General features: G+C 62.3%; 27 protein-coding genes. 9 read left to right on the top strand and 18 right to left on the bottom strand.

The genetic code is table 11. The features are described 5' to 3' along the window. From JKA62_RS05160 to trmB, 4 genes are all read left to right on the top strand, one after another. Entirely contained in the window at positions 1 to 381 is a 381-nt protein-coding gene (locus tag JKA62_RS05160) for a DUF423 domain-containing protein (RefSeq protein WP_011336384.1), read from the top strand. Positions 382 to 453: 72 nt separating this feature from the next. Further along, entirely contained in the window at positions 454 to 654 is a 201-nt protein-coding gene (gene thiS / locus JKA62_RS05155) for a sulfur carrier protein ThiS (protein WP_007953386.1), read from the top strand. Between the two features lie 60 nt (positions 655 to 714). After that, positions 715 to 1509, top strand: coding sequence for a thiazole synthase (locus JKA62_RS05150; protein WP_007953385.1), 795 nt, complete (start codon positions 715 to 717; stop codon positions 1507 to 1509). A gap of 9 nt (positions 1510 to 1518) precedes the next feature. Beyond that, entirely contained in the window at positions 1519 to 2244 is a 726-nt protein-coding gene (gene trmB / locus JKA62_RS05145; RefSeq protein ID WP_011336382.1) for a tRNA (guanosine(46)-N7)-methyltransferase TrmB, read from the top strand. Between the two features lie 66 nt (positions 2245 to 2310). Here trmB and JKA62_RS05140 read toward each other — a convergent pair whose 3' ends face one another. The 10 genes from JKA62_RS05140 to JKA62_RS05095 form a co-directional block, all read right to left on the bottom strand. Continuing rightward, positions 2311 to 2634, bottom strand: coding sequence for a DUF3392 domain-containing protein (locus JKA62_RS05140; RefSeq protein ID WP_011336381.1), 324 nt, complete (start codon positions 2632 to 2634; stop codon positions 2311 to 2313). A 22-nt stretch (positions 2635 to 2656) separates the two neighbouring features. Further along, a complete protein-coding gene (gene hemW, locus JKA62_RS05135) occupies positions 2657 to 3862 on the bottom strand; it encodes a radical SAM family heme chaperone HemW (protein ID WP_236676452.1) in 1206 nt (401 codons plus the stop codon). Next, a complete protein-coding gene (gene rdgB / locus JKA62_RS05130; RefSeq protein WP_011336379.1) occupies positions 3859 to 4455 on the bottom strand; it encodes an RdgB/HAM1 family non-canonical purine NTP pyrophosphatase in 597 nt (198 codons plus the stop codon). Before rdgB ends, hemW begins: the two co-directional genes overlap by 4 nt. Further along, positions 4452 to 4886: a DUF4426 domain-containing protein gene (locus tag JKA62_RS05125; protein WP_011336378.1), complete on the bottom strand. Its 435-nt coding sequence runs from the start codon at positions 4884 to 4886 to the stop codon at positions 4452 to 4454. The genes rdgB and JKA62_RS05125 overlap by 4 nt, the downstream gene beginning before the upstream one ends. 26 nt (positions 4887 to 4912) lie before the next feature. Further along, positions 4913 to 5533, bottom strand: coding sequence for a methionine biosynthesis protein MetW (gene metW / locus JKA62_RS05120; protein ID WP_011336377.1), 621 nt, complete (start codon positions 5531 to 5533; stop codon positions 4913 to 4915). Between the two features lie 7 nt (positions 5534 to 5540). Then, positions 5541 to 6680, bottom strand: a complete 1140-nt coding sequence (gene metX, locus JKA62_RS05115; RefSeq protein ID WP_011336376.1) for a homoserine O-succinyltransferase MetX — start codon at positions 6678 to 6680, stop codon at positions 5541 to 5543. 65 nt (positions 6681 to 6745) lie between these two features. Then, on the bottom strand, positions 6746 to 7036 hold the full coding sequence (locus JKA62_RS05110) for a DUF167 domain-containing protein (RefSeq protein ID WP_011336375.1): 291 nt from the start codon (positions 7034 to 7036) through the stop codon (positions 6746 to 6748). Continuing rightward, the gene (locus tag JKA62_RS05105) at positions 7033 to 7623 is read right to left on the bottom strand and encodes a YggT family protein (RefSeq protein WP_011336374.1); all 591 of its coding nucleotides are present in this window, start codon (positions 7621 to 7623) and stop codon (positions 7033 to 7035) included. Before JKA62_RS05105 ends, JKA62_RS05110 begins: the two co-directional genes overlap by 4 nt. A 10-nt stretch (positions 7624 to 7633) precedes the next feature. After that, on the bottom strand, positions 7634 to 8452 hold the full coding sequence (gene proC / locus JKA62_RS05100; RefSeq protein ID WP_201816636.1) for a pyrroline-5-carboxylate reductase: 819 nt from the start codon (positions 8450 to 8452) through the stop codon (positions 7634 to 7636). Positions 8453 to 8475: 23 nt separating this feature from the next. Then, positions 8476 to 9162 (bottom strand): YggS family pyridoxal phosphate-dependent enzyme, encoded by a 687-nt coding sequence (locus JKA62_RS05095; protein ID WP_108563470.1) that lies wholly within the window; start codon positions 9160 to 9162, stop codon positions 8476 to 8478. Between the two features lie 56 nt (positions 9163 to 9218). On the opposite strand from JKA62_RS05095, the gene JKA62_RS05090 reads away from it, so the two are divergent. Beyond that, a complete protein-coding gene (locus tag JKA62_RS05090; protein WP_007953348.1) occupies positions 9219 to 10253 on the top strand; it encodes a type IV pilus twitching motility protein PilT in 1035 nt (344 codons plus the stop codon). A gap of 45 nt (positions 10254 to 10298) precedes the next feature. Here the strand turns inward: JKA62_RS05090 and JKA62_RS05085 are convergent, their stop codons facing one another. Continuing rightward, entirely contained in the window at positions 10299 to 10916 is a 618-nt protein-coding gene (locus tag JKA62_RS05085; protein ID WP_039767935.1) for a C40 family peptidase, read from the bottom strand. 249 nt (positions 10917 to 11165) lie between these two features. On the opposite strand from JKA62_RS05085, the gene JKA62_RS05080 reads away from it, so the two are divergent. Further along, the gene (locus tag JKA62_RS05080; RefSeq protein ID WP_007953343.1) at positions 11166 to 11600 is read left to right on the top strand and encodes an NINE protein; all 435 of its coding nucleotides are present in this window, start codon (positions 11166 to 11168) and stop codon (positions 11598 to 11600) included. A gap of 36 nt (positions 11601 to 11636) precedes the next feature. On the opposite strand, the gene JKA62_RS05075 is transcribed toward JKA62_RS05080, so the two are convergent. From JKA62_RS05075 to gshB, 7 genes are all read right to left on the bottom strand, one after another. Continuing rightward, complete coding sequence (locus JKA62_RS05075) at positions 11637 to 12908, bottom strand: dihydroorotase (protein ID WP_201816633.1); 1272 nt, start codon at positions 12906 to 12908, stop codon at positions 11637 to 11639. Next, positions 12905 to 13909, bottom strand: a complete 1005-nt coding sequence (locus JKA62_RS05070) for an aspartate carbamoyltransferase catalytic subunit (RefSeq protein ID WP_007913665.1) — start codon at positions 13907 to 13909, stop codon at positions 12905 to 12907. The genes JKA62_RS05075 and JKA62_RS05070 overlap by 4 nt, the downstream gene beginning before the upstream one ends. A gap of 27 nt (positions 13910 to 13936) precedes the next feature. Then, complete coding sequence (gene pyrR, locus JKA62_RS05065; protein WP_011336369.1) at positions 13937 to 14440, bottom strand: bifunctional pyr operon transcriptional regulator/uracil phosphoribosyltransferase PyrR; 504 nt, start codon at positions 14438 to 14440, stop codon at positions 13937 to 13939. A gap of 81 nt (positions 14441 to 14521) precedes the next feature. Further along, entirely contained in the window at positions 14522 to 14959 is a 438-nt protein-coding gene (gene ruvX, locus JKA62_RS05060; protein WP_007953334.1) for a Holliday junction resolvase RuvX, read from the bottom strand. Continuing rightward, positions 14959 to 15531 (bottom strand): YqgE/AlgH family protein, encoded by a 573-nt coding sequence (locus JKA62_RS05055; RefSeq protein ID WP_011336368.1) that lies wholly within the window; start codon positions 15529 to 15531, stop codon positions 14959 to 14961. Before JKA62_RS05055 ends, ruvX begins: the two co-directional genes overlap by 1 nt. Before the next feature lie 59 nt (positions 15532 to 15590). Further along, entirely contained in the window at positions 15591 to 16490 is a 900-nt protein-coding gene (locus tag JKA62_RS05050; protein ID WP_011336367.1) for an energy transducer TonB, read from the bottom strand. Between the two features lie 107 nt (positions 16491 to 16597). Next, complete coding sequence (gene gshB / locus JKA62_RS05045) at positions 16598 to 17548, bottom strand: glutathione synthase (protein ID WP_201816631.1); 951 nt, start codon at positions 17546 to 17548, stop codon at positions 16598 to 16600. Positions 17549 to 17773: 225 nt separating this feature from the next. Here gshB and pilG point away from each other — a divergent pair, with 225 nt between their 5' ends. From pilG to JKA62_RS05030, 3 genes are read left to right on the top strand one after another with little or no spacing between them, the layout of a single operon-like run. Beyond that, entirely contained in the window at positions 17774 to 18178 is a 405-nt protein-coding gene (gene pilG, locus JKA62_RS05040) for a twitching motility response regulator PilG (RefSeq protein WP_007953330.1), read from the top strand. A 60-nt stretch (positions 18179 to 18238) separates the two neighbouring features. Beyond that, positions 18239 to 18604 carry a twitching motility response regulator PilH gene (gene pilH, locus JKA62_RS05035; protein WP_011336365.1) on the top strand — a complete coding sequence of 122 codons (366 nt, stop codon included), beginning with the start codon at positions 18239 to 18241 and terminating at the stop codon, positions 18602 to 18604. A 10-nt stretch (positions 18605 to 18614) separates the two neighbouring features. After that, positions 18615 to 19154 (top strand): chemotaxis protein CheW, encoded by a 540-nt coding sequence (locus JKA62_RS05030; protein WP_201816628.1) that lies wholly within the window; start codon positions 18615 to 18617, stop codon positions 19152 to 19154. Positions 19155 to 19164 lie beyond the last annotated feature (10 nt).

Here is a 19164-nt window from a genome sequence, read left to right as displayed (position 1 = left end):
ATGCTGCGTAGCTTTCTGATGCTGGCCGCCTTCTTTGGTTTCACCGGTGTCGGCCTCGGCGCATTCGCCGCCCATGGCCTGAAAAACCGGTTGACACCCGAATACCTGGCGATCTTCCACACCGGCGTCACTTATCAACTGGTGCACGCACTGGCGCTGTTCGGCGTGGCGCTGCTGGCCACGCAGCTTCAGGGGCGTCTGGTCGCCTGGGCCGGCATCTCGTTCACCATCGGCATCCTGCTGTTCTCCGGCAGCCTGTACCTGTTGACCACCCTAGGCATCGGCAAGCTCGGCATCATCACCCCGTTCGGTGGCCTGGCGTTCCTGATTGGCTGGCTGTGCCTCGGACTCGCCGCCTGGCGCCTGCAGCCAACCGCTTGACGCTTGGTGCTGACCTTTAGGTCATGATCGGGCTAGAATGCCACCCCCTAAAAAGTGATGGCGGCGTTGCGCATGCGCATTCAGTTGAACGGTGAATCCTTTGAACTGCCCGACGGTGAAACCGTTGCGGCCCTGCTGACCCGTCTGGACCTGACCGGACGCCGCGTCGCGGTCGAACTCAATCTGGATATCGTCCCGCGCAGCCAGCATGCCGACACCACTTTGAACGACGGCGACAACGTCGAAGTCGTGCACGCGATCGGCGGCGGCTAGTCGCCAGGCCTGCATGGGCCGACAATTCTGCAAGACCCTCACTCCAACAGAGGATTCCCCATGAGCATCGTTCGTAGCGACAAGCCTTTCGTTCTGGCCGGCCGTACTTACCAGTCGCGTTTGCTGGTCGGTACCGGCAAGTACCGTGACATGGAAGAAACCCGCCTGGCCATCGAAGCCTCGGGTGCCGAGATCGTCACCTTCGCGGTGCGCCGCACCAACCTGGGCCAGATCGAAGGCGAGCCGAACCTGCTCGAAGTGCTGTCGCCGGATCGCTACACCTTCCTGCCGAACACCGCCGGCTGCTACGACGCGGTCGAGGCCGTGCGCACCTGCCGCCTGGCCCGTGAGCTGCTCGACGGCCACAACCTGGTGAAGCTGGAAGTGCTGGCCGACCAGAAAACCCTGTTCCCCAACGTGATCGAAACCCTCAAGGCCGCCGAAGTGCTGGTCAAGGAAGGCTTCGACGTGATGGTTTACACCAGCGACGACCCGATCATCGCCCGGCAACTGGCGGAAATCGGCTGCATCGCGGTGATGCCGCTGGCCGGTCTGATCGGTTCGGGCCTGGGGATCTGCAACCCGTACAACCTGCAGATCATCCTCGAAGAAGCCAAAATTCCGGTGCTGGTGGATGCCGGTGTCGGTACCGCTTCCGACGCCACCATCTCCATGGAACTGGGCTGTGACGCCGTGCTGATGAACTCGGCCATCGCCCACGCCCAGCAGCCGATCATGATGGCCGAAGCCATGAAACACGCGATCGTCGCGGGCCGCCTGGCCTACCTCGCCGGCCGCATGCCGAAAAAACTCTATGCCAGCGCCTCTTCGCCGCTGGATGGTCTGATCAAGTAAGAGCTATTGATGACTGAATCGAACGACACGCCAATCCAGACGGAAGAAGGCGACGAGCGCCAACACCGCCGCATCAAGAGTTTCGTGATGCGCGCCGGGCGCATGACCGAAGGCCAGCAGCGCGGCCTGGATCAGGGCGCGCCGAAGTTCGTCCTGCCGCTGGCCGATGCGCCGGTGGATTTCGACCAGGTGTTCGGCCGTTCCGCGCCGCGTTCGCTGGAGATCGGTTTCGGCATGGGCCACTCGCTGCTGGAGATGGCCGCCGCTGCGCCGGAGCAGGATTTCATCGGTGTCGAGGTTCACCGTCCGGGTGTCGGCGCACTGCTCAACGGCGTGCTGACTCAGGGCCTGACCAACCTGCGGGTCTACGACTGCGACGCGATCGAAGTGCTCAACCGCTGCATTGCCGACAACAGCCTCGATCGCCTGATGCTGTTCTTCCCGGATCCGTGGCACAAGAGCCGTCACCACAAGCGCCGCATCGTTCAGGCGTCCTTCGCTGAACTGGTGCGCAGCAAGCTGAAGGTCGGCGGCATTCTGCACATGGCCACCGACTGGGAACCGTACGCCGAATACATGCTGGAAGTGATGAACGTCGCCCCGGGCTATCGCAACCTCGCCGAAGACGGCAAGTGCGTGCCACGCCCGGCCGAGCGTCCGATCACCAAGTTCGAACGCCGTGGCGAACGTCTTGGGCATGGCGTGTGGGATCTGAAGTTCGAAAAGCTCGCTTAAACGTTACGCAATAAAAAACTGTGGGAGCCAATGGCTCCCACAGTTGTTTTGGGTAGTAGCTGAAAATCAGCGGCGATCCGCGACCACGCCAATCAACACAAGCACCACCAACAACACCGGCGCCAGGCTGTAGTTGTTGAACTGGCTCAGCCCCTTCACCACCCACGGTGTCGCGTAGATCAGCGCTGCGCCGCTACCGATCATGCACAGCAGGGCCATCAGCGGCACGCGCAGGGCGCCGGCGATGCTGCCCAGGCGTTGCTCGACCCAGCCCTTGAAGTCGGCGCCGAACAGCACCAGCAGGCAGCCCACCAGCGCCAGGGCGATTTCCGAGAGGTTGCTGCGGCTCCAGCGGGAGACGGTGGCGAGCAGGTCGAGTATCAAATCCATGCGTTTTCCCTTGGGACTGAAGTCAGTTCAGAAATTGTTGCAGCAAGTCGTTGAGGAACAGCTGTCCGCGCTCTGTGGCCGCCAGGCGTGACGGTTCGACCTGCAACAGACCGCTTTGTTCGGCCTCGCGCCGACCTTCGGCAAGCGTGTCCAGCGACAGGCCGGTGCGCTCCGGGTACAGGCGCGATTCGACGCCGGCGGTGAGGCGCAGGGCGTTCATCAGGAACTCGAACGGCATCTCGTCGTTGGTCAGGGCTTTCTCGCCGGCCTGGAAGCTTTTGGCCGGGTTGAGGTAGTCCTTCGGCAGGCGTGTCTTCCAGGTACGCACGATGCGCCCGTCCGGGTGACTGAGCTTGCCGTGGGCGCCGGCGCCGATGCCGATGAAGTCGCCGAAGCTCCAGTAATTGAGGTTGTGCCGCGCCGGTCGACCCGGTTGGGCGTAGGCCGAAACTTCGTACTGCGCGTAACCGTGCTCGGCCAGCAGCGCCTGCCCGGCCTCTTGAATGTCCCACAGCGTGTCGTCTTCCGGCAGCACCGGCGGCTGGTTCCAGAACACGGTGTTCGGCTCCAGTGTCAGCTGATACCAGGAAATATGCATCGGCTTCAGTTCGATCGCCTGGCGCAGATCGCTCAGGGCATCGTCCAGTGACTGGTCCGGCAAGCCGTGCATCAAGTCGAGGTTGAAGTTATCGAACCCGGCCTGGCGCGCCATGCCGGCGGCGCGTACCGCTTCATCGCCGTTGTGGATTCGCCCGAGGGCCTTGAGCTTTTCCTGCTGGAAGCTCTGGATACCGATCGACAGGCGATTGATTCCCAGCTTGCGGTAGGCGACGAACTTCTCTTGCTCGAAAGTCCCGGGGTTGGCTTCCAGGGTGATTTCGATGTCATCGGCAAACGGGATGCGTTGTTTGACGCCTTCCAGCAAGCGACCAAGGGCTTCGGCACTGAACAGGCTCGGCGTGCCGCCGCCAAAGAAGATCGAACTCAACTCACGGCCGTACACCGCGTGCAGATCCTGATCAAGGTCGGCCAGCATCGCGTCGACATACTCCTGCTCCGGCAGCACCGGGCTGGCGGTGTGGGAGTTGAAGTCGCAATAGGGGCATTTGCGCACACACCACGGGATGTGGATGTACAGCGCCAGGGGCGGCAGCGTCGGCAACGGCGCCCGAGGCGAGGAGGCGGCGCCGCCGATAATCAGCGACGACGCGGAGGAGCTATCGGTCATTTCAAGCCCAGACGCTGGCGCAGCAGATCCATTGCACGGGCGCGGTGGCTGATCTGGTTCTTGTCGCTCGGGCTCAGTTCGGCGCTGGACACGTTACGCTCCGGCACCCAGAACAATGGGTCGTAGCCGAAACCGTGCTCACCGCTGGCGGCGGTCAGAATGCGCCCGTGCCACAGGCCTTCGCAGAGGATCGGCAGTGGATCGTCGGCGTGACGTACCAGCGCCAATACGCAGACGAACTGCGCGCCGCGTTCGGCTTCCGGCACGTCCTTCAAGGCGTCGAGCAATTTGGCATTGTTCGCCGCGTCGCCCTTGCCGTCGGCGTAGCGCGCCGAGTAGATGCCCGGCGCACCGCCGAGGAAATCCACCGCCAGACCCGAGTCGTCGGCCAGCGCCGGCAGACCGGAAATGCGCGCGGCATTGCGGGCCTTGAGGATCGCGTTCTCGACGAACGATAGGCCGGTTTCTTCCGGCTCCACGCTGCTGAATTCGCCGATCGAGCGCAATTGCACCGAGTCGCCGAGCATGGCCTGGAGTTCCTTGAGTTTGCCGGCGTTATGGCTGGCCAGTACGAGTTGCTTGAGATTGATCATTGGCCAGGGAAAAGCTCTTGGTTGAAATTGAGGGTGTTGATCTTGTCGCCGGTCTGCACCTTGATTTCAAAGGTGCGGGTTTCCTGCTGCTCCACCGGGTACTGGGCGATGTAGTAGATCGCGCCCTGTTCGGTGATCTGGCGGAAAGTCAGCGGCACGCTCTGGCTGGTCAAGTCCTTGACGGTGCCGGTGACCTGGGCGATCAGCGGCTTGCCGTCCTTGATCACCGAGACATTGATCACGCCCTGGTTCTTGCTGCGGATCAGCTCGGCCGCCTTGGCGATGTCCGGCGTCAGGAAGGTCGAGTTGAAGGTGTTGTAATGCACGGTGACATCACCGAACACTTCCTTGCGTTCGCCCTTGATGGCATCGGCGGCCACGGCCGACAGGCTCAGGCAGGCGGCCAATAGCGCGGTAATCAAGCGTCCCATGTTCGTTCTCCTCGCAATGTCGTGGTTCAGACCGCGATTCTGTGATCCGCAAGCCCCGGGCTGCTGACGCGGTAGATACCGATCTCACCTAACAGATTAGGCCATAGCTTACTGGCCCACCCGTGGCGGTGCTGTTGATCCACGGCAAGCCGATCAATGACCTTCGCCTCACGTTCGCGACAAAGTTCTTCAAAGTCTTCGAAGGTGCAGAAGTGGATGTTCGGCGTGTTGTACCAGGTGTACGGCAGGAATTCCGACACCGGCATCCGACCCTTGCTCGCCAGGTACCAGCGGCAGCGCCAGTGACCGAAGTTGGGGAAGGTGATGATGCACTGGCGACCGACCCGCAGCATTTCGTCGAGGATCTTGTCCGGGTAATGCACGGCTTGCAGGGCCTGGGTCATCACCACGATGTCGAAGCTGTTGCTGGCGAAGTTGCCCAGGCCCTTGTCCAGGTCCTGCTCGATGACGTTGATGCCCTTGGCCACGCACTCGGCGATGTTGTCCGGGTCGTTTTCCAGGCCGTAGCCGGTGACCTGCTTGTGGTCGCGCAGCCAGGTCAGCAATTCGCCGTCACCGCAGCCGAGGTCGAGCACGCGGCTGCCGGCGGGGATCCATTCCTGGATGATTTCCAGATCAGCTCTCATGGCTTTCTCACAACGTAATGCGGTTCATGTAATTGCCGAACGCCTGCAAGTAGCGCGGGATCGGAATCAGGAAGGCGTCGTGGCCCTGGGGCGCGTCGATTTCCAGGTAGCTGACGTCCTTGCGCGCCGCCATCAGCGCATCCACCAGTTCCCGCGAGCGGGCCGGGGAGAAGCGCCAGTCGGTGGTGAACGACATCACGCAGAACTTGGCTTTTGCACCTTCGAAGGTTTTCGCCAGGTTATCGTTGAAGTTCGCCGCCGGATCGAAGTAGTCCAGCGCCTTGGTCATCAACAGATAGGTGTTGGCATCGAAGCGCCCGGAGAACTCTTCGCCCTGATAGCGCAGGTAGCTTTCGACCTGGAACTCGACGCTGTGGAAGTCGTAGTTGAGCTTTTCGCTCTTCAGGCCACGGCCGAATTTCTCGCCCATGGAGTCGTCGGACAGGTACGTGATGTGCCCCACCATCCGCGCCAGCATCAGGCCGCGCTTGGGGATCACGCCGTGTTCCTGGAACGAGCCGCCGTGGAATTCCGGGTCGGTGAGGATCGCCTGGCGCGCCACTTCGTTGAAGGCGATGTTCTGCGCCGACAGCTTGGGGGCCGAGGCGATGGCCAGGCAGTGGCGAACGCGATCCGGATAGGTGATGGTCCATTGCAGCGCCTGCATGCCGCCCAGGCTGCCGCCGATCACCGCGGCCCACTGGCCGATGCCGAGCAGATCGGCCAGACGTGCCTGGCTGTGCACCCAGTCTTCCACGGTCAGCACCGGGAAGTCGGCGCCGAATGGCTTGCCGGTTTCCGGGTTGAGGCTGCTCGGGCCGGTGGAACCGTTGCAACCGCCGAGGTTGTTCAGGCTGACCACGAAGAACTTGTTGGTGTCGATCGGTTTGCCGGGCCCGATGCAGCTGTCCCACCAACCGGGCTTGCGGTCGTCGACGCTGTGGTAACCCGCAGCGTGGTGGTGGCCGGACAAGGCGTGGCAAATCAGTACGGCGTTGCTCGCTTGCGCGTTCAGCGTGCCGTAGGTTTCGTAGATCAGGTCATAATCGGCCAGCGAACGGCCGCAGGCCAGGGCCAGCGGTTCGCTGAAGTGCGCCGTTTGCGGCGTCACCAGACCAACAGAATCGGGGGGAAAGGCAGCTGGCATCGACCCTGCTCTCGTTGAAATGAGGCGTAAGTCTAAAGACCGGTGGGGTTAGCGGCAAGCAACGATCAGGGGCGGCAGAGCCCCGGCAGATCCGGCAGCTTTTTCGGTGCGCCGATGCGCACTCGCTTCTGCCGGTTCAGCTCACCACTGAGCAAACTGACCTGGCTCTTGGAAACCCCAAAAGCCTTGGCCAGAAACCCCATCAGGTACGCATTGGCCTTGCCCTCGACCGGCGGCGCGGTCAGGCGGATTTTCAGGCGATCACCGTGCAGCCCGCAGAAATCATCGCTGCGGGCGGCCGGTTGCAGGTGACATTCCAGAATCAGGTCGTCACCGTCCCAGCGAAACCAGCTCACATCAGCAGGCGCAGGATTTCCGGCATCATCGTCATCGCCGCGAGGTTGTTGATCACCAGCATGTCGATCAGCTTCAGCACGAGGAAGGCGAAGATCGGCGACAGATCCAGACCACCGAGGTTCGGCAGGATGCGGCGGAACGGCGCCAGGGCCGGTTCACAGATCTGGTTCACCAGTTCGGCGCCCGGATTGTGGCTGCCCGGTGCGACCCAGGACAGGATGATGCTGATGATCATGGCCCAGAAGAAAATCTTCAGGAACAGCGCCGTCACGCCGATCAGCGACCAGATCAGCAGTTGCAGCGGGTTACCGGTGGTGCCGTAGGTCAGCAGCAGGGTCAGCGCCATCAGCGCCAGTTGCACGAGGATCGCCAGCACCAGCGACGACATGTCGAGGCCGAACAGGCTCGGGATGATCCGGCGCAGTGGCTTGAGCAGCGGCTGGGTGGCCTTGACCACGAACTGGCACAGCGGGTTGTAGAAGTTTGCCCGTACCAGTTGCAGGACAAAGCGCAGCAGCACGATCAGCAGGTACAGGCTGCCGAGGGTTTGCAGCACGTAGACCGCTGCGGTGTTCAATCCAATCATGTAAGGCTCCTTATTTGCCCAGTTGTTCGGCCATTTCGGCCGAGCGGTGCGCGGCGGCGCCGAGTGCTTTTTCCACCAGGGCTTCGAAGCCGCCGGCCTGGAACGATTTGATCGCAGCTTCCGTGGTGCCGGCCGGCGAGGTCACGCGGCGGCGCAGTTCGGCCGCGTCGACGTCGCTGGATACCGCCATGTGCGCGGCGCCCAGCGCGGTCTGCAAGGTCAGCTGCTCGGCGGTTTCCTTCGGCAGGCCGAGTTTGACGCCGGCGGCGGTCATGGCTTCGATCAGCAGGAAGAAGTACGCCGGGCCGGAACCGGAGACAGCGGTGACCGCGTCCAGTTGCTGCTCTTCGTTTAGCCACAGGGCGATGCCCACGGCGGACAGCAGTTCTTCAGCCTGTTGACGTTGTTCGGCGCTCACCTTGCCTGTGGCGTACAGGCCGCTCACGCCCTGGCGCAGCAGCGCCGGGGTGTTCGGCATGCAGCGCACGATCGGCTGTTCGCCGAGCCAGGCCGTCATGCTGGCGCAGGTGATGCCGGCGGCGATGGACACCACCAGTTGATTCGGTTTCAGGCTCGGGCGAATCGCTTCGCACACCAGCTTCATGGCTTGTGGCTTGACCGCCAGTACCACTACATCGGCGCCGTCGATGGCCTGGGCGTTGTCGGCGAAGGTTTCGATGCCGTGTTCGGCGCTGACTTTGGCGCGGGTTTCTTCACCCGGATCGCTGGCGCGGATGTGTGCAGCTTCCAGACCCTTGGCCCGCAGGCCGCCGATCAGGCTGGCGGCCATGTTGCCGGCACCGATAAAGGCAATACGTGTGTTGCTCATGTCAGGTCCTTATCTGGAAATGGTCAAGATTGGGAATAGTCACGGGCGCCGAACAGGGCCGTACCGATACGGACCCAGGTCGCGCCCTGGGCAATGGCCGACTCGAGGTCGTGGCTCATGCCCATGGAAAGTGTGTCGAGCGGCAGATCGAGGCCGGCCTGCAACTTCTGAACGGCGGCGAATGCCGCGTCCTGCTCGGCGCGATCTTCGGTCGGCTCGGGAATTGCCATCAGCCCGCGCAGCTTCAGGCGCGGCAGGGCGCTGATGGCCTGGGCCAGGGCCGGCAGGTCTTGCGGGGTGCAGCCGGACTTGCTGGCTTCACCGCTGACGTTGACCTGAATGCAGATGTTCAGTGGCGGCAGATCCGCCGGGCGTTGTTCGGACAGGCGTTGGGCGATTTTCAGACGATCCACGGAGTGCACCCAGGCGAAATGCTCGGCAATCGAGCGGGTCTTGTTCGACTGAATGGGGCCGATGAAGTGCCAGATCAAGGGCAGGTCGGCCAGTTCGAGCTGTTTGGCCAGGGCTTCCTGCAGGTAGTTCTCGCCGAAATCACGCAGGCCGGCGGCATACGCTTCACGCAGGGCTTCGGACGGTTTGGTCTTGCTCACGGCCAGCAGCTGGACGCTGTTTTCATCGCGTCCGGCGGCAGCGGTGGCGGCATGAATACGCGAACTAACCTGGAGAATGTTGTCTGCTATCGTGGACATCAAGAGGCGCCAGCGGTCTGAAGGTTCGCGGCATTCTACTGGAATTGAGGGACGCTATGGATATCACTGAACTGCTGGCCTTCAGCGCCAAACAGGGCGCTTCCGACCTGCACCTGTCGGCCGGTCTGCCGCCGATGATCCGCGTGGATGGCGATGTGCGGCGGATCAATCTGCCGGCGCTGGATCACAAACAGGTGCACGAGCTGATCTACGACATCATGAACGACACCCAGCGGGTGGACTTCGAGAAACATCTGGAAACCGACTTTTCCTTCGAAGTCCCCGGCGTGGCGCGCTTCCGGGTCAATGCCTTCAACCAGAACCGTGGCGCTGGCGCGGTGTTCCGGACCATTCCGTCGAAAGTGCTGAGCATGGAAGACCTCGCCATGGGCGACGTCTTTCGCAAGATCACCGATGCGCCACGCGGGCTGGTGCTGGTGACCGGGCCGACCGGCTCCGGCAAGTCCACGACGCTGGCGGCAATGATCGATTACCTCAACACCCATCGCCATCACCACATCCTGACCATTGAAGATCCGATCGAATTTGTCCACGAATCGCGCAAATGCCTGATCAATCAGCGCGAAGTCCATCGCGATACCCGCAGTTTCGCCACCGCATTGCGTTCGGCATTGCGCGAAGACCCGGACGTGATCCTGGTGGGCGAGATGCGCGATCTGGAAACCATTCGCCTGGCGCTGACGGCGGCCGAGACCGGGCACCTGGTGTTCGGCACCTTGCACACTACTTCGGCAGCCAAGACCATCGACCGGGTGGTGGACGTGTTCCCCGGGGACGAAAAATCCATGGTGCGCTCGATGCTGTCGGAGTCGTTGCTGGCGGTGGTGTCGCAGACGCTGATCAAGAAGATCGGCGGTGGTCGGGTGGCGGCGCACGAGATCATGCTGGGCACTTCGGCGATCCGTAACCTGATCCGCGAGGACAAGGTGGCGCAGATGTATTCGGCGATACAGACCGGCGGCTCGCTGGGGATGCAGACACTCGACATGTGCCTGAAGGATCTGGTGACCAAAGGCTTGATCAGCCGCGAACATGCGCGGGAGAAGGCGCGCACGCCGGATAACTTTTAGGCAAAAAAAACGCAGCCCGTGGGCTGCGTTTTTTTACCTGAACAATCAGCGCTGAACGACGCGCATCTGCCCCTGTTCTTTCGGCAATACGCGTTTGGCTACCACGTAATGCTTTTCCCAGTACGGCTTGTTCAGTGTGTCGATGCTCACCGCTTTGCCGCGCCGTGGCGCATGGATGAAACGGTCGTTGCCCAGGTAGATGGCAACGTGATTGACCCGACGGCTCTTGATGTTGAAGAAAATCAGGTCGCCCGGCTTCAGGTCCTTGCGTTCGACTTTCTCGCCGTGACCGCTGGCCATGGCGTTCGAGGTGCGTGGCAGGTCGAACGTGGCGTCGTTGAACGCATACTTCACCAGACCGCTGCAGTCGAAGCCTTTACTCGGGCTGCTGCCGCCCCAACGGTATGGCGTACCGAGGACGTTTACCGCGCGACTCAGGACGTTACTGCTTTCCTTGGTCGCCATCGGTGGCACCAGCTTGCTGCGGCCAGTGCTGCTCAGCGTGGTGTGCTTGACCTGTTTGCCTTTGTTCGAAGGAGCAGAGGCATGGGATTTAGGGGTGAAACCGTTAACGTTGGGAAGACGTTGCTCACGATTGGTGGCGTGGGCGGCCAGTGGCATTAATAGGCAAATGGTTAGCCATGTCTTGAAAAATGGACGCATTAGGCAGGGCTCTTGGTGTGTTAGCGCGCAACTTTATAACAGCTTTTTTGTCACTTCCGAGGCCGTTGGTCGATTCAATCGGGAGCCAACGGAACCAAATAAGCGGCAAAAAGACGCAATTGTCGGACAGAAGTCCGGTGCTATAAGGCTTTGACGGGACACACGGTAGCATTTGCCATACGTCGGCTACCTGTAAAAAAGTCACAAAGAATTAAAGAATATTTATCTATCGCGTGTATCGAGGTCTTAATGAACGGCTATCAGCTGCCCCGTGTGAAGGAAAAAGACACCCATAGCAAGGTGATCGGCTACCTGTTGTGGATTTTCGGTTTCACAGGCTCACACCGCTTCTATTACGGCAAACCGGTGACTGGCACGATCTGGTTTTTCACCTTTGGATTGCTGGGGATTGGCTGGCTGATCGACGTGTTCCTGATCCCGGCGATGGATCGCGAAGCCGACCTGCGTTTCGCCGCGGGCCCGATCGAGTACAACGTGGCGTGGATTCTGCTGACCTTCCTCGGCGCGCTCGGTGTGCACCGGATGTATCAGGGCAAGTGGATCAGCGGGGTGGTGTACCTGCTGACCGGCGGGTTGTTCTTTCTTGGGGTGCTGTATGACTTCTGGACGCTGAACGATCAGGTGTCGGTGCGTAATGCCGAAGGGCGGGGCGCATTTCAGTAAGTGATGGCGAGGGAGCTGGCTCCCTCGCCATTTTTTTTACGCCTGATGGCTGATCCGGCCATCCACCAGCGTGTAACGCACAACACCCGGCAGGCTATGGCCGAGGAACGGGCAGTTCTCGCCTTTCGACAGCCAGGTTTCGCCGGCAACGGTCGAAGCCTTCGGATCGAACAGCACGATATCCGCCGCGCCACCCACCGCCAGTTTGCCCGCCGGCAGGCGCAGGGCTTCGGCCGGGCCGGTGCTCAGGCGGGCCAGCAGGGTCGGCAGATCCAGCAGACCATCCTCGACCAGCGTCATTGCCAGCGGCAGCAGCAGTTCGACGCTGCTGATGCCCGGCTCGGTCGCGCCGAACGGTGCCAGTTTGGCATCGCGTTCATGGGGCTGGTGATGGCTGGAGATGGCCGAGACCACGCCGGACTTCACCGCTTCACGCAGACCGTCGCGATCCGCACGGGTGCGCAGCGGCGGTTGCACGTGATACAGGCTGCTGAAGTCGATCAGCGCTTCGTCCGTGAGGATCAGCTGATACAGGGCGACATCCGCCGTGACTTTCAAGCCACGGGCCTGGGCCTGAGCGATCAGGGCTACGCCGCGAGCGCTGGTCAGCTGGCTGAAGTGCGCACGCACGCCGGTCTGCTCGACCAGCAGCAGATCCCGGGCCAGGGCCACGGTTTCAGCGGTTTCCGGGATGCCCGGCAGGCCGAGGAAACTGGCGGTGGCGCCTTCGTGGGCCAGGCCGCCGTCGGCCAGGTCGTGATCCTGCGAGTTGAAAATCACCGTCAGGTCGAAGGTCGCCGCGTAATCCAGCGCCCGGCACAGGGTGCGGGTGTTGCGGAAGCTTTCCAGGCCGTTGCCGAACGCCACGCAACCGGCGTCGCGCAGGGCAACGAGTTCTGCAAGCTGCTCGCCATCCAGACCTTTGCTCAGCGCCCCGATCGGGAACACCTTGGTGTTGCCGGCCTCGCGGGCGCGGTCGAGGATCAGCTCGGCCACGGCGGAGGTGTCGAGCACCGGTCTGGTTTTCGGCGGGCAGCACAGGCTGGTCACGCCGCCGGCCGCCGCAGCGCGGGTTTCGCTGGCGATGGTGCCTTTGCGGCTGTAGCCCGGCTCGCGCAGGGCGACGTTGAGGTCGACCAATCCCGGAGCGGCAACAAGGCCTTGGGCGTCGATGGTTTCGACGGCGGTGAAACCGGCCGGTGCAGCGCCGAGGGCGACGATCTTGCAGGCTTCAACGTGAATATCGGTAATTTGATCCAGGCCGCTGCTTGGATCGATGACGCGGGCGCCGAGAATGCTGAGCTTCACTGGGCGTTCTCCTGCTCGAATTGGCGCTGGGCAGTCTGTCCGCTCATGGCCATCGACAGCACGGCCATACGGATTGCGATGCCGTAGGTGACTTGATTGAGGATCACCGAGTGCGGGCCGTCGGCCACCGCCGACTCGATCTCCACGCCGCGGTTGATCGGCCCCGGGTGCATGACGATGCAATCGGGCTTGGCGCCGGCCAGGCGCGCGGTGGTCAGGCCGAACAGGCGATAGAACTCGCCTTCGCTCGGCAGCAGACCGCCAGTCATGCGCTCACGCTGCAGGCGCAGCATGATCACCACGTCGACGTCTTTCAGTCCTTCGGTCATGTCGGTGTAGACCTTCACACCGTATTGCTCGATGCCGATCGGCAGCAGGGTCTTCGGTGCGATCACGCGGATATCCGGGCAGCCGAGGGTCTTCAGGGCGAGCATGTTCGAGCGCGCCACCCGCGAGTGCAGGATGTCGCCGACGATGGCCACCGAGAGGTTCTCGAAACCGCCCTTGTGACGGCGGATGGTCAGCATGTCGAGCATGCCCTGGGTCGGGTGCGCGTGCCGGCCGTCGCCGCCGTTGATGATCGCCACTTGCGGGCAGACATGTTCGGCGATGAAGTGCGCGGCGCCCGAGTCACCGTGGCGCACGACGAACATGTCGGCGGCCATGGCCTCGAGGTTGCGCAGGGTGTCGAGCAGGGTTTCGCCCTTGCTGGCCGAAGAGGTCGACACGTTCAGGGTGATCACGTCCGCCGACAGGCGCTGGGCCGCCAGTTCGAAGGTGGTACGGGTGCGGGTCGAGTTTTCGAAGAACACGTTGCACACGGTCTTGCCGCGCAGCAACGGAACCTTCTTCACGGCCCGGGCACCGACTTCGAGGAACGAGTCGGCGGTGTCGAGGATTTCCGTCAGCAACTCGCGGCGCAGGCCGTCGAGCGAGAGGAAGTGGCGCAGCTGGCCCTGATCATTGAGCTGCAGCGGGCGCTTGGTATCTAGAGGCGTCATCGCGAGGGGGACTCTCAATAGGGCGGATTAAAGGGCAAGGTCTTGCAGTTCGAGGGCCAGCTCCGGCCCGGACAGCTTGACCCGCTCGTGGGCGGCCAGCGACAGGGTCGCGCCGACCACGTTCGGGCGGATCGGCAGTTCGCCGGCATCCAGGTCCAGCAGGCAGACCAGCGTCACGCTGGCCGGGCGGCCGTAGTCGAACAGTTCGTTCATGGCGGCGCGGATGGTCCGGCCGCTCATCAGTACGTCGTCGATCAGCACCAGATGCTGGCCTTCGATTTCGAAGGGCAGGGCGGACGGGCGCACCTGCGGGTGCAGGCCGTTCTGGCTGAAGTCGTCGCGGTAGAAGGAAACATCCAGCGTGCCCAATGGCGCGTCGCTGCCCAGCTCTGCGAGCAGGGCCTGGGCGACCCAGACGCCGCCGGTGCGGATGCCGATGTAACGCGGTTCGCTGATATTACGCTGGGCAAGGTGCGCCTTGAGGCGGGTCGCCATCTGGCTGATCAGATCGGCGGGATTGGGCAGGCTCATGGTTGCTCCTTCTCGGGGTCGAGCCGGTTCTCGCGAACCGGGGCTCGGGTTGTAACCAAAAGAAAAGCGCCGTAGCGCTTGTCAGGATTCAAATAGTGCGGTGTTTTCGTCGAGCCAGCCTTGCAACAGCAGGGCGGCGGCGATGGCGTCCACCGGGTTATCGCGGTAGCTGCCTTTCTGTCCGCCGCGCACCAGTCGTTCGCCCTTGGCTTCGAAGGTCGTCAGGCGTTCGTCGTGGGTATAGAAAGGCAGGTTGAAGCGGCCATTGAGGCGACGGGCGAATTTCTCGGCGCGGGCGCACATCTCGCTGGGCGTACCGTCCATGTTCAGGGGCAGGCCGACCACCACGGCGTCGGGTTTCCATTCCTTTATCAGGGCTTCGACCTGATTCCAGTCCGGTACACCGTTCTGCGCCTTCAAGGTGCACAGTTCGCGGGCCTGGCCGGTAATCACCTGGCCGACCGCCACGCCGATCTGTTTGGTGCCGTAGTCGAAGCCGAGGATCAGGCGCAGGGCCATCAGGCGTGTCCTGCCTGGCTGGTCAGCAGGCTGAGGTTGATCCCCAGGTGCCTGGCCGCCGCTTCCAGGCGCAGTTCACTGCTGGTGTTGAACAGGATGTCGGCGTCGTACGGGCAGGTCAGCCAGGCGTTGTCGGCCAGTTCGGCCTCCAGCTGACCGGCTTCCCAGCCGGCGTAACCGAGGGTGATCACGCTTTTCGCCGGGCCCACGCCGTCGGCGATGGCGAACAGCACGTCCTGCGAGGTGGACAGGGCCAGATCGCCCTCCAGCTCGACGGTCGCCTGGAAAGTCTTGCCCGCCGGGTGAAGGACAAAACCGCGATCGGTCTGCACCGGGCCGCCGATGAAGATCGGCACATGCTGGCACAGCGCTGGCGGATCGATGTCCGGGCGCAATTGTTCGAGGATGTCGGCCAGATTCAGCTCTTGCGGTCGGTTGACCACCAGCCCCATGGCGCCATTGGCCGTGTGCTCGACGATGTAGGTCAAGGTGTGGGCAAAGTTCGGGTCGGCCATGTGTGGCATGGCGATCAGGAAGTGATGCTTGAGGTAGCTGGGGCTGACGTTTTTCATGTGCGCTAGTGTGGCGTTCGGGGGGCGAACTGACAAGCTGGAGCGGGCAAAAGATCGACTCAGTTACTGGACAGCCGGTCGCCCCGGGCGAATTTCCAGGTGCGGATGATTTCCAGCCGGTCGATGTCCGACAGGTCCCCGGTAAACGGTGCGAACGGTGCCGCCAGCCGCACGATGCGTTGCGCCGCTTGATCCAGCAGCGGCTGGCCGGAGGACTCCAGCACCAGCACTTCATACAGCGAGCCGTCGCGGTTGATCGACACCATCAGGCGCAGATTGCCGTAGATCTGCTTGCGCCGGGCTTCGTCGGGGTAATTGAGGTTGCCGATGCGCTCGACCTTTTTGCGCCACTCGTCCTTGTACCAGGCGCCCTTGTCGCGCATGGTCGACGCGGCGCTGAGGCGGTGGATCCGCGGGCGCTTGGCGTACAGCTGTTGTTCGTTGGCCAGTTCGGCTTCGAGGCTGGCAATGTCGCTGGAGAGCTGCGAGCTGTCGAAAGTCGGGGCGTCGACCGTCGGTTTGGTCTCGGTCTTGGCTTCTTCTTTCTTGGTCGGCGCCTTTTTCGGTTTCGGCGCAACGGTGGTCACGGCCGCCTTGGGCGCGGCTTCCTGCACCTCCGGCTTGGCGGCCGGTGGCGGGGTGACTTTCTTGACTTCGTTTGCCTGAAACGGCGCGACCTCGGTGGTCTTGGGGATCGCCTTCTTGTCGAGGGTACCGCTGCCTTCCTGGTTTTCCTGGGCGAGGAAATCGGCCTTCGCCGGCTTCTTTTCGCTCTTGAAGGTGGCGAGGGTGATTTCCAGGGTTTTGCTGATCTGCTTGGGCTCGACCATGGTGAAACCCACGCCGAGCAGCAGCGCCAGATGGATCAGCGCCGCGAGAAACAGGGTAAATCCGAGGCGATCGACCGGGCGCACGCCTTTATGGGCGAGTTCAGCGGGCAGATCGGACGGAAGTGTCATGACAAGAAAACCAACATCGCGTTTTTCACAGGCCGCGCATGATAACGCAATGTTGGTTTCACGCCTTGGGCTTCAAGCATCAAGCGACAGGCTGCATGTGATGCACATCAAGCTTGCAGCTTTTTCTCGATGGCATCCATCAGCATCCCGCCGATGTCGGTGCCGAAGGCATTGTCGATTTCGCGGATGCAGGTCGGGCTGGTGACGTTGATTTCGGTCAGGTGCTCACCGATCACGTCCAGGCCGACGAACAGCAGGCCCTTCGCGCGCAAGGTCGGGCCGACCTGGGCGGCGATCCAGCGATCCTTGTCGGTCAACGGACGGGCTTCGCCACGGCCGCCGGCCGCGAGGTTGCCACGGGTTTCGCCCTGGGCCGGAATCCGCGCCAGGCAGTAATCCACCGGCTCGCCGTCGATCATCAGGATGCGCTTGTCACCGTCCTTGATCGCCGGCAGGTAGGCCTGGCCCATGATCTGCTGGGCGCCGAGGGCGGTCAGGGTTTCCAGAATCACCGACAGGTTCGGATCGCCGGCGCGGTGACGGAAGATCGAGGTGCCGCCCATGCCGTCCAGCGGCTTGAGGATCACGTCGCCATGTTTGGCGGCGAATTCACGCAGCACGTCGGCGCGGCGGCTGACCACGGTCGGCGGCGTGCACTGCGGGAACAGGGTGGCGAACAGTTTTTCGTTGCAGTCGCGCAGGCTCTGCGGCTTGTTGACCACCAGCACGCCGGCGGACTCGGCCTGTTCGAGCAGGTAGGTGGAGTAGACGAACTCCATGTCGAACGGCGGATCCTTGCGCATCAGGATCACGTTCAGGTCGCTCAGCGGCGAATCCTGCTCGGTGCCCAGTTCGAACCATTTTTCCGGGTTGGCGAAGACTTTCAGCGGCTTCATCCGCGCCCGTGCCTGGCCTTCACCCTGATAAAGGTCTTTCTGTTCCATATAGAACAGTTCCCAGCCGCGCTTTTGCGCCGCCAGCAGCATGGCCAGCGAGCTATCCTTTTTATAGGAAATGCTGGCGATAGGGTCCATGACAATCCCGACGCGAACGCTCATTGGGTTTTCCTCGAAAATTGGCTACCGGATCGGTATGAAAAAAGTGCCGCCAGAGTGGCGCCGGGCGGGTTTTCGGTCAAGGAAAAACCCGTCGATAGATTGCATCTGGAGACTGTGCTAAAAAGGCTGCCATGTCGTGCTGGCCCTTGAACATCAAGGGTTTCCAGCCATTACGCATCGCAAAACGGACAAATTGATTCGCAAAGGCGACGGTAGAGCCCCCTTATGGAACAGCAGTCCAGCGCCTTGAAGGTCATGGTGATCGACGACTCGAAAACGATTCGTCGCACCGCCGAGACCCTGTTGAAAAATGCAGGGTGCGAAGTCATCACCGCGATCGACGGTTTTGACGCCCTGGCGAAGATCGCCGACCACCATCCCGGGATCATCTTTGTCGACATCATGATGCCGCGTCTGGATGGTTATCAGACCTGCGCTTTAATCAAGAACAACAACGCGTTCAAGGGCACGCCGGTGATCATGCTGTCGTCCCGGGACGGGCTGTTCGACAAGGCCAAGGGGCGGATTGTCGGTTCCGATCAATTTTTGACCAAGCCTTTCAGCAAGGAAGAACTGCTCGACGCGATTTCGGCCCATGTTCCGGGCTTCGCTGCCGCTTTGCCGCAGTAAGACACGCACAGAGACGCTCGGCCAGCGGGCCCGGTGTCGACAAGAAAAATGGGGAAGACCATGGCACGTATCCTGATCGTCGACGATTCGCCGACCGAAATGTACAAACTCACCGGCATGCTGGAAAAGCACGGGCACGAAGTGCTGAAAGCCGAAAACGGCGCCGACGGCGTGGCCCTGGCCCGCCAGGAAAAACCCGACGCGGTGCTGATGGACATCGTCATGCCCGGCCTCAACGGCTTCCAGGCTACCCGTCAGTTGACCAAGGATGCGGAAACCAGCCACATCCCGGTGATCATCATCACCACCAAGGATCAGGAGACCGACAAGGTCTGGGGCACCCGCCAGGGCGCCAGGGACTACCTGACCAAACCGGTCGACGAAGACACGCTGATCAAGACCCTGAACAACGTGCTGGCCGGTTGATCGCGCCGCCATGAGCGAGTCGCTGACCGCGTTTGAACTGTTGTGGCAGATCGACCAGCGCTGTCGCCTGCTGGCGGCGGACCTGCCGTCGCAACCGGCGCGCCAGGATCGCTGGAGCGGCATCGGCTTTCGTCTGGGCGAGCACTGGTACGTCACGCCGATGGGCGAAGTCAGCGAAGTGCTGCCTGAACTGCGCGTCACCCAGTTGCCGGGCGTCAAGCCTTGGGTCAAGGGCGTGGCCAATCTGCGCGGACGGCTGCTGCCGGTCATGGACCTGTGCGGCTTTTTCGGCCATGAGCTGTCACCGATGCGCAAACAGCGGCGGGTATTGGTGGTAGAGCATCAGGACGTGTTTGCCGGGTTGCTGGTCGATGAGGTCTTCGGCCTGCAGCACTTCGAGCAGGACAGTTTCGAATCCGTCTCGATCCGTAAACGGCAAGGCTCCAAGGGCGAGTTCGTCAAAGGGTATTTCCGGCGCGAGCAGAACTGGCGGGTGTTCAGCCTGTTTGCGCTGGCGCAGTCACCGAGTTTCATGCACGTCGCGGTTTAACAGGCGAGGA

This window comes from Pseudomonas sp. B7 (genome assembly GCF_016735645.1).
Classification (GTDB): domain Bacteria; phylum Pseudomonadota; class Gammaproteobacteria; order Pseudomonadales; family Pseudomonadaceae; genus Aquipseudomonas; species Aquipseudomonas glycinae.
Note: the sequence above shows the minus strand (reverse complement) of the source record. Positions and strands in the feature narration are given on the sequence as shown.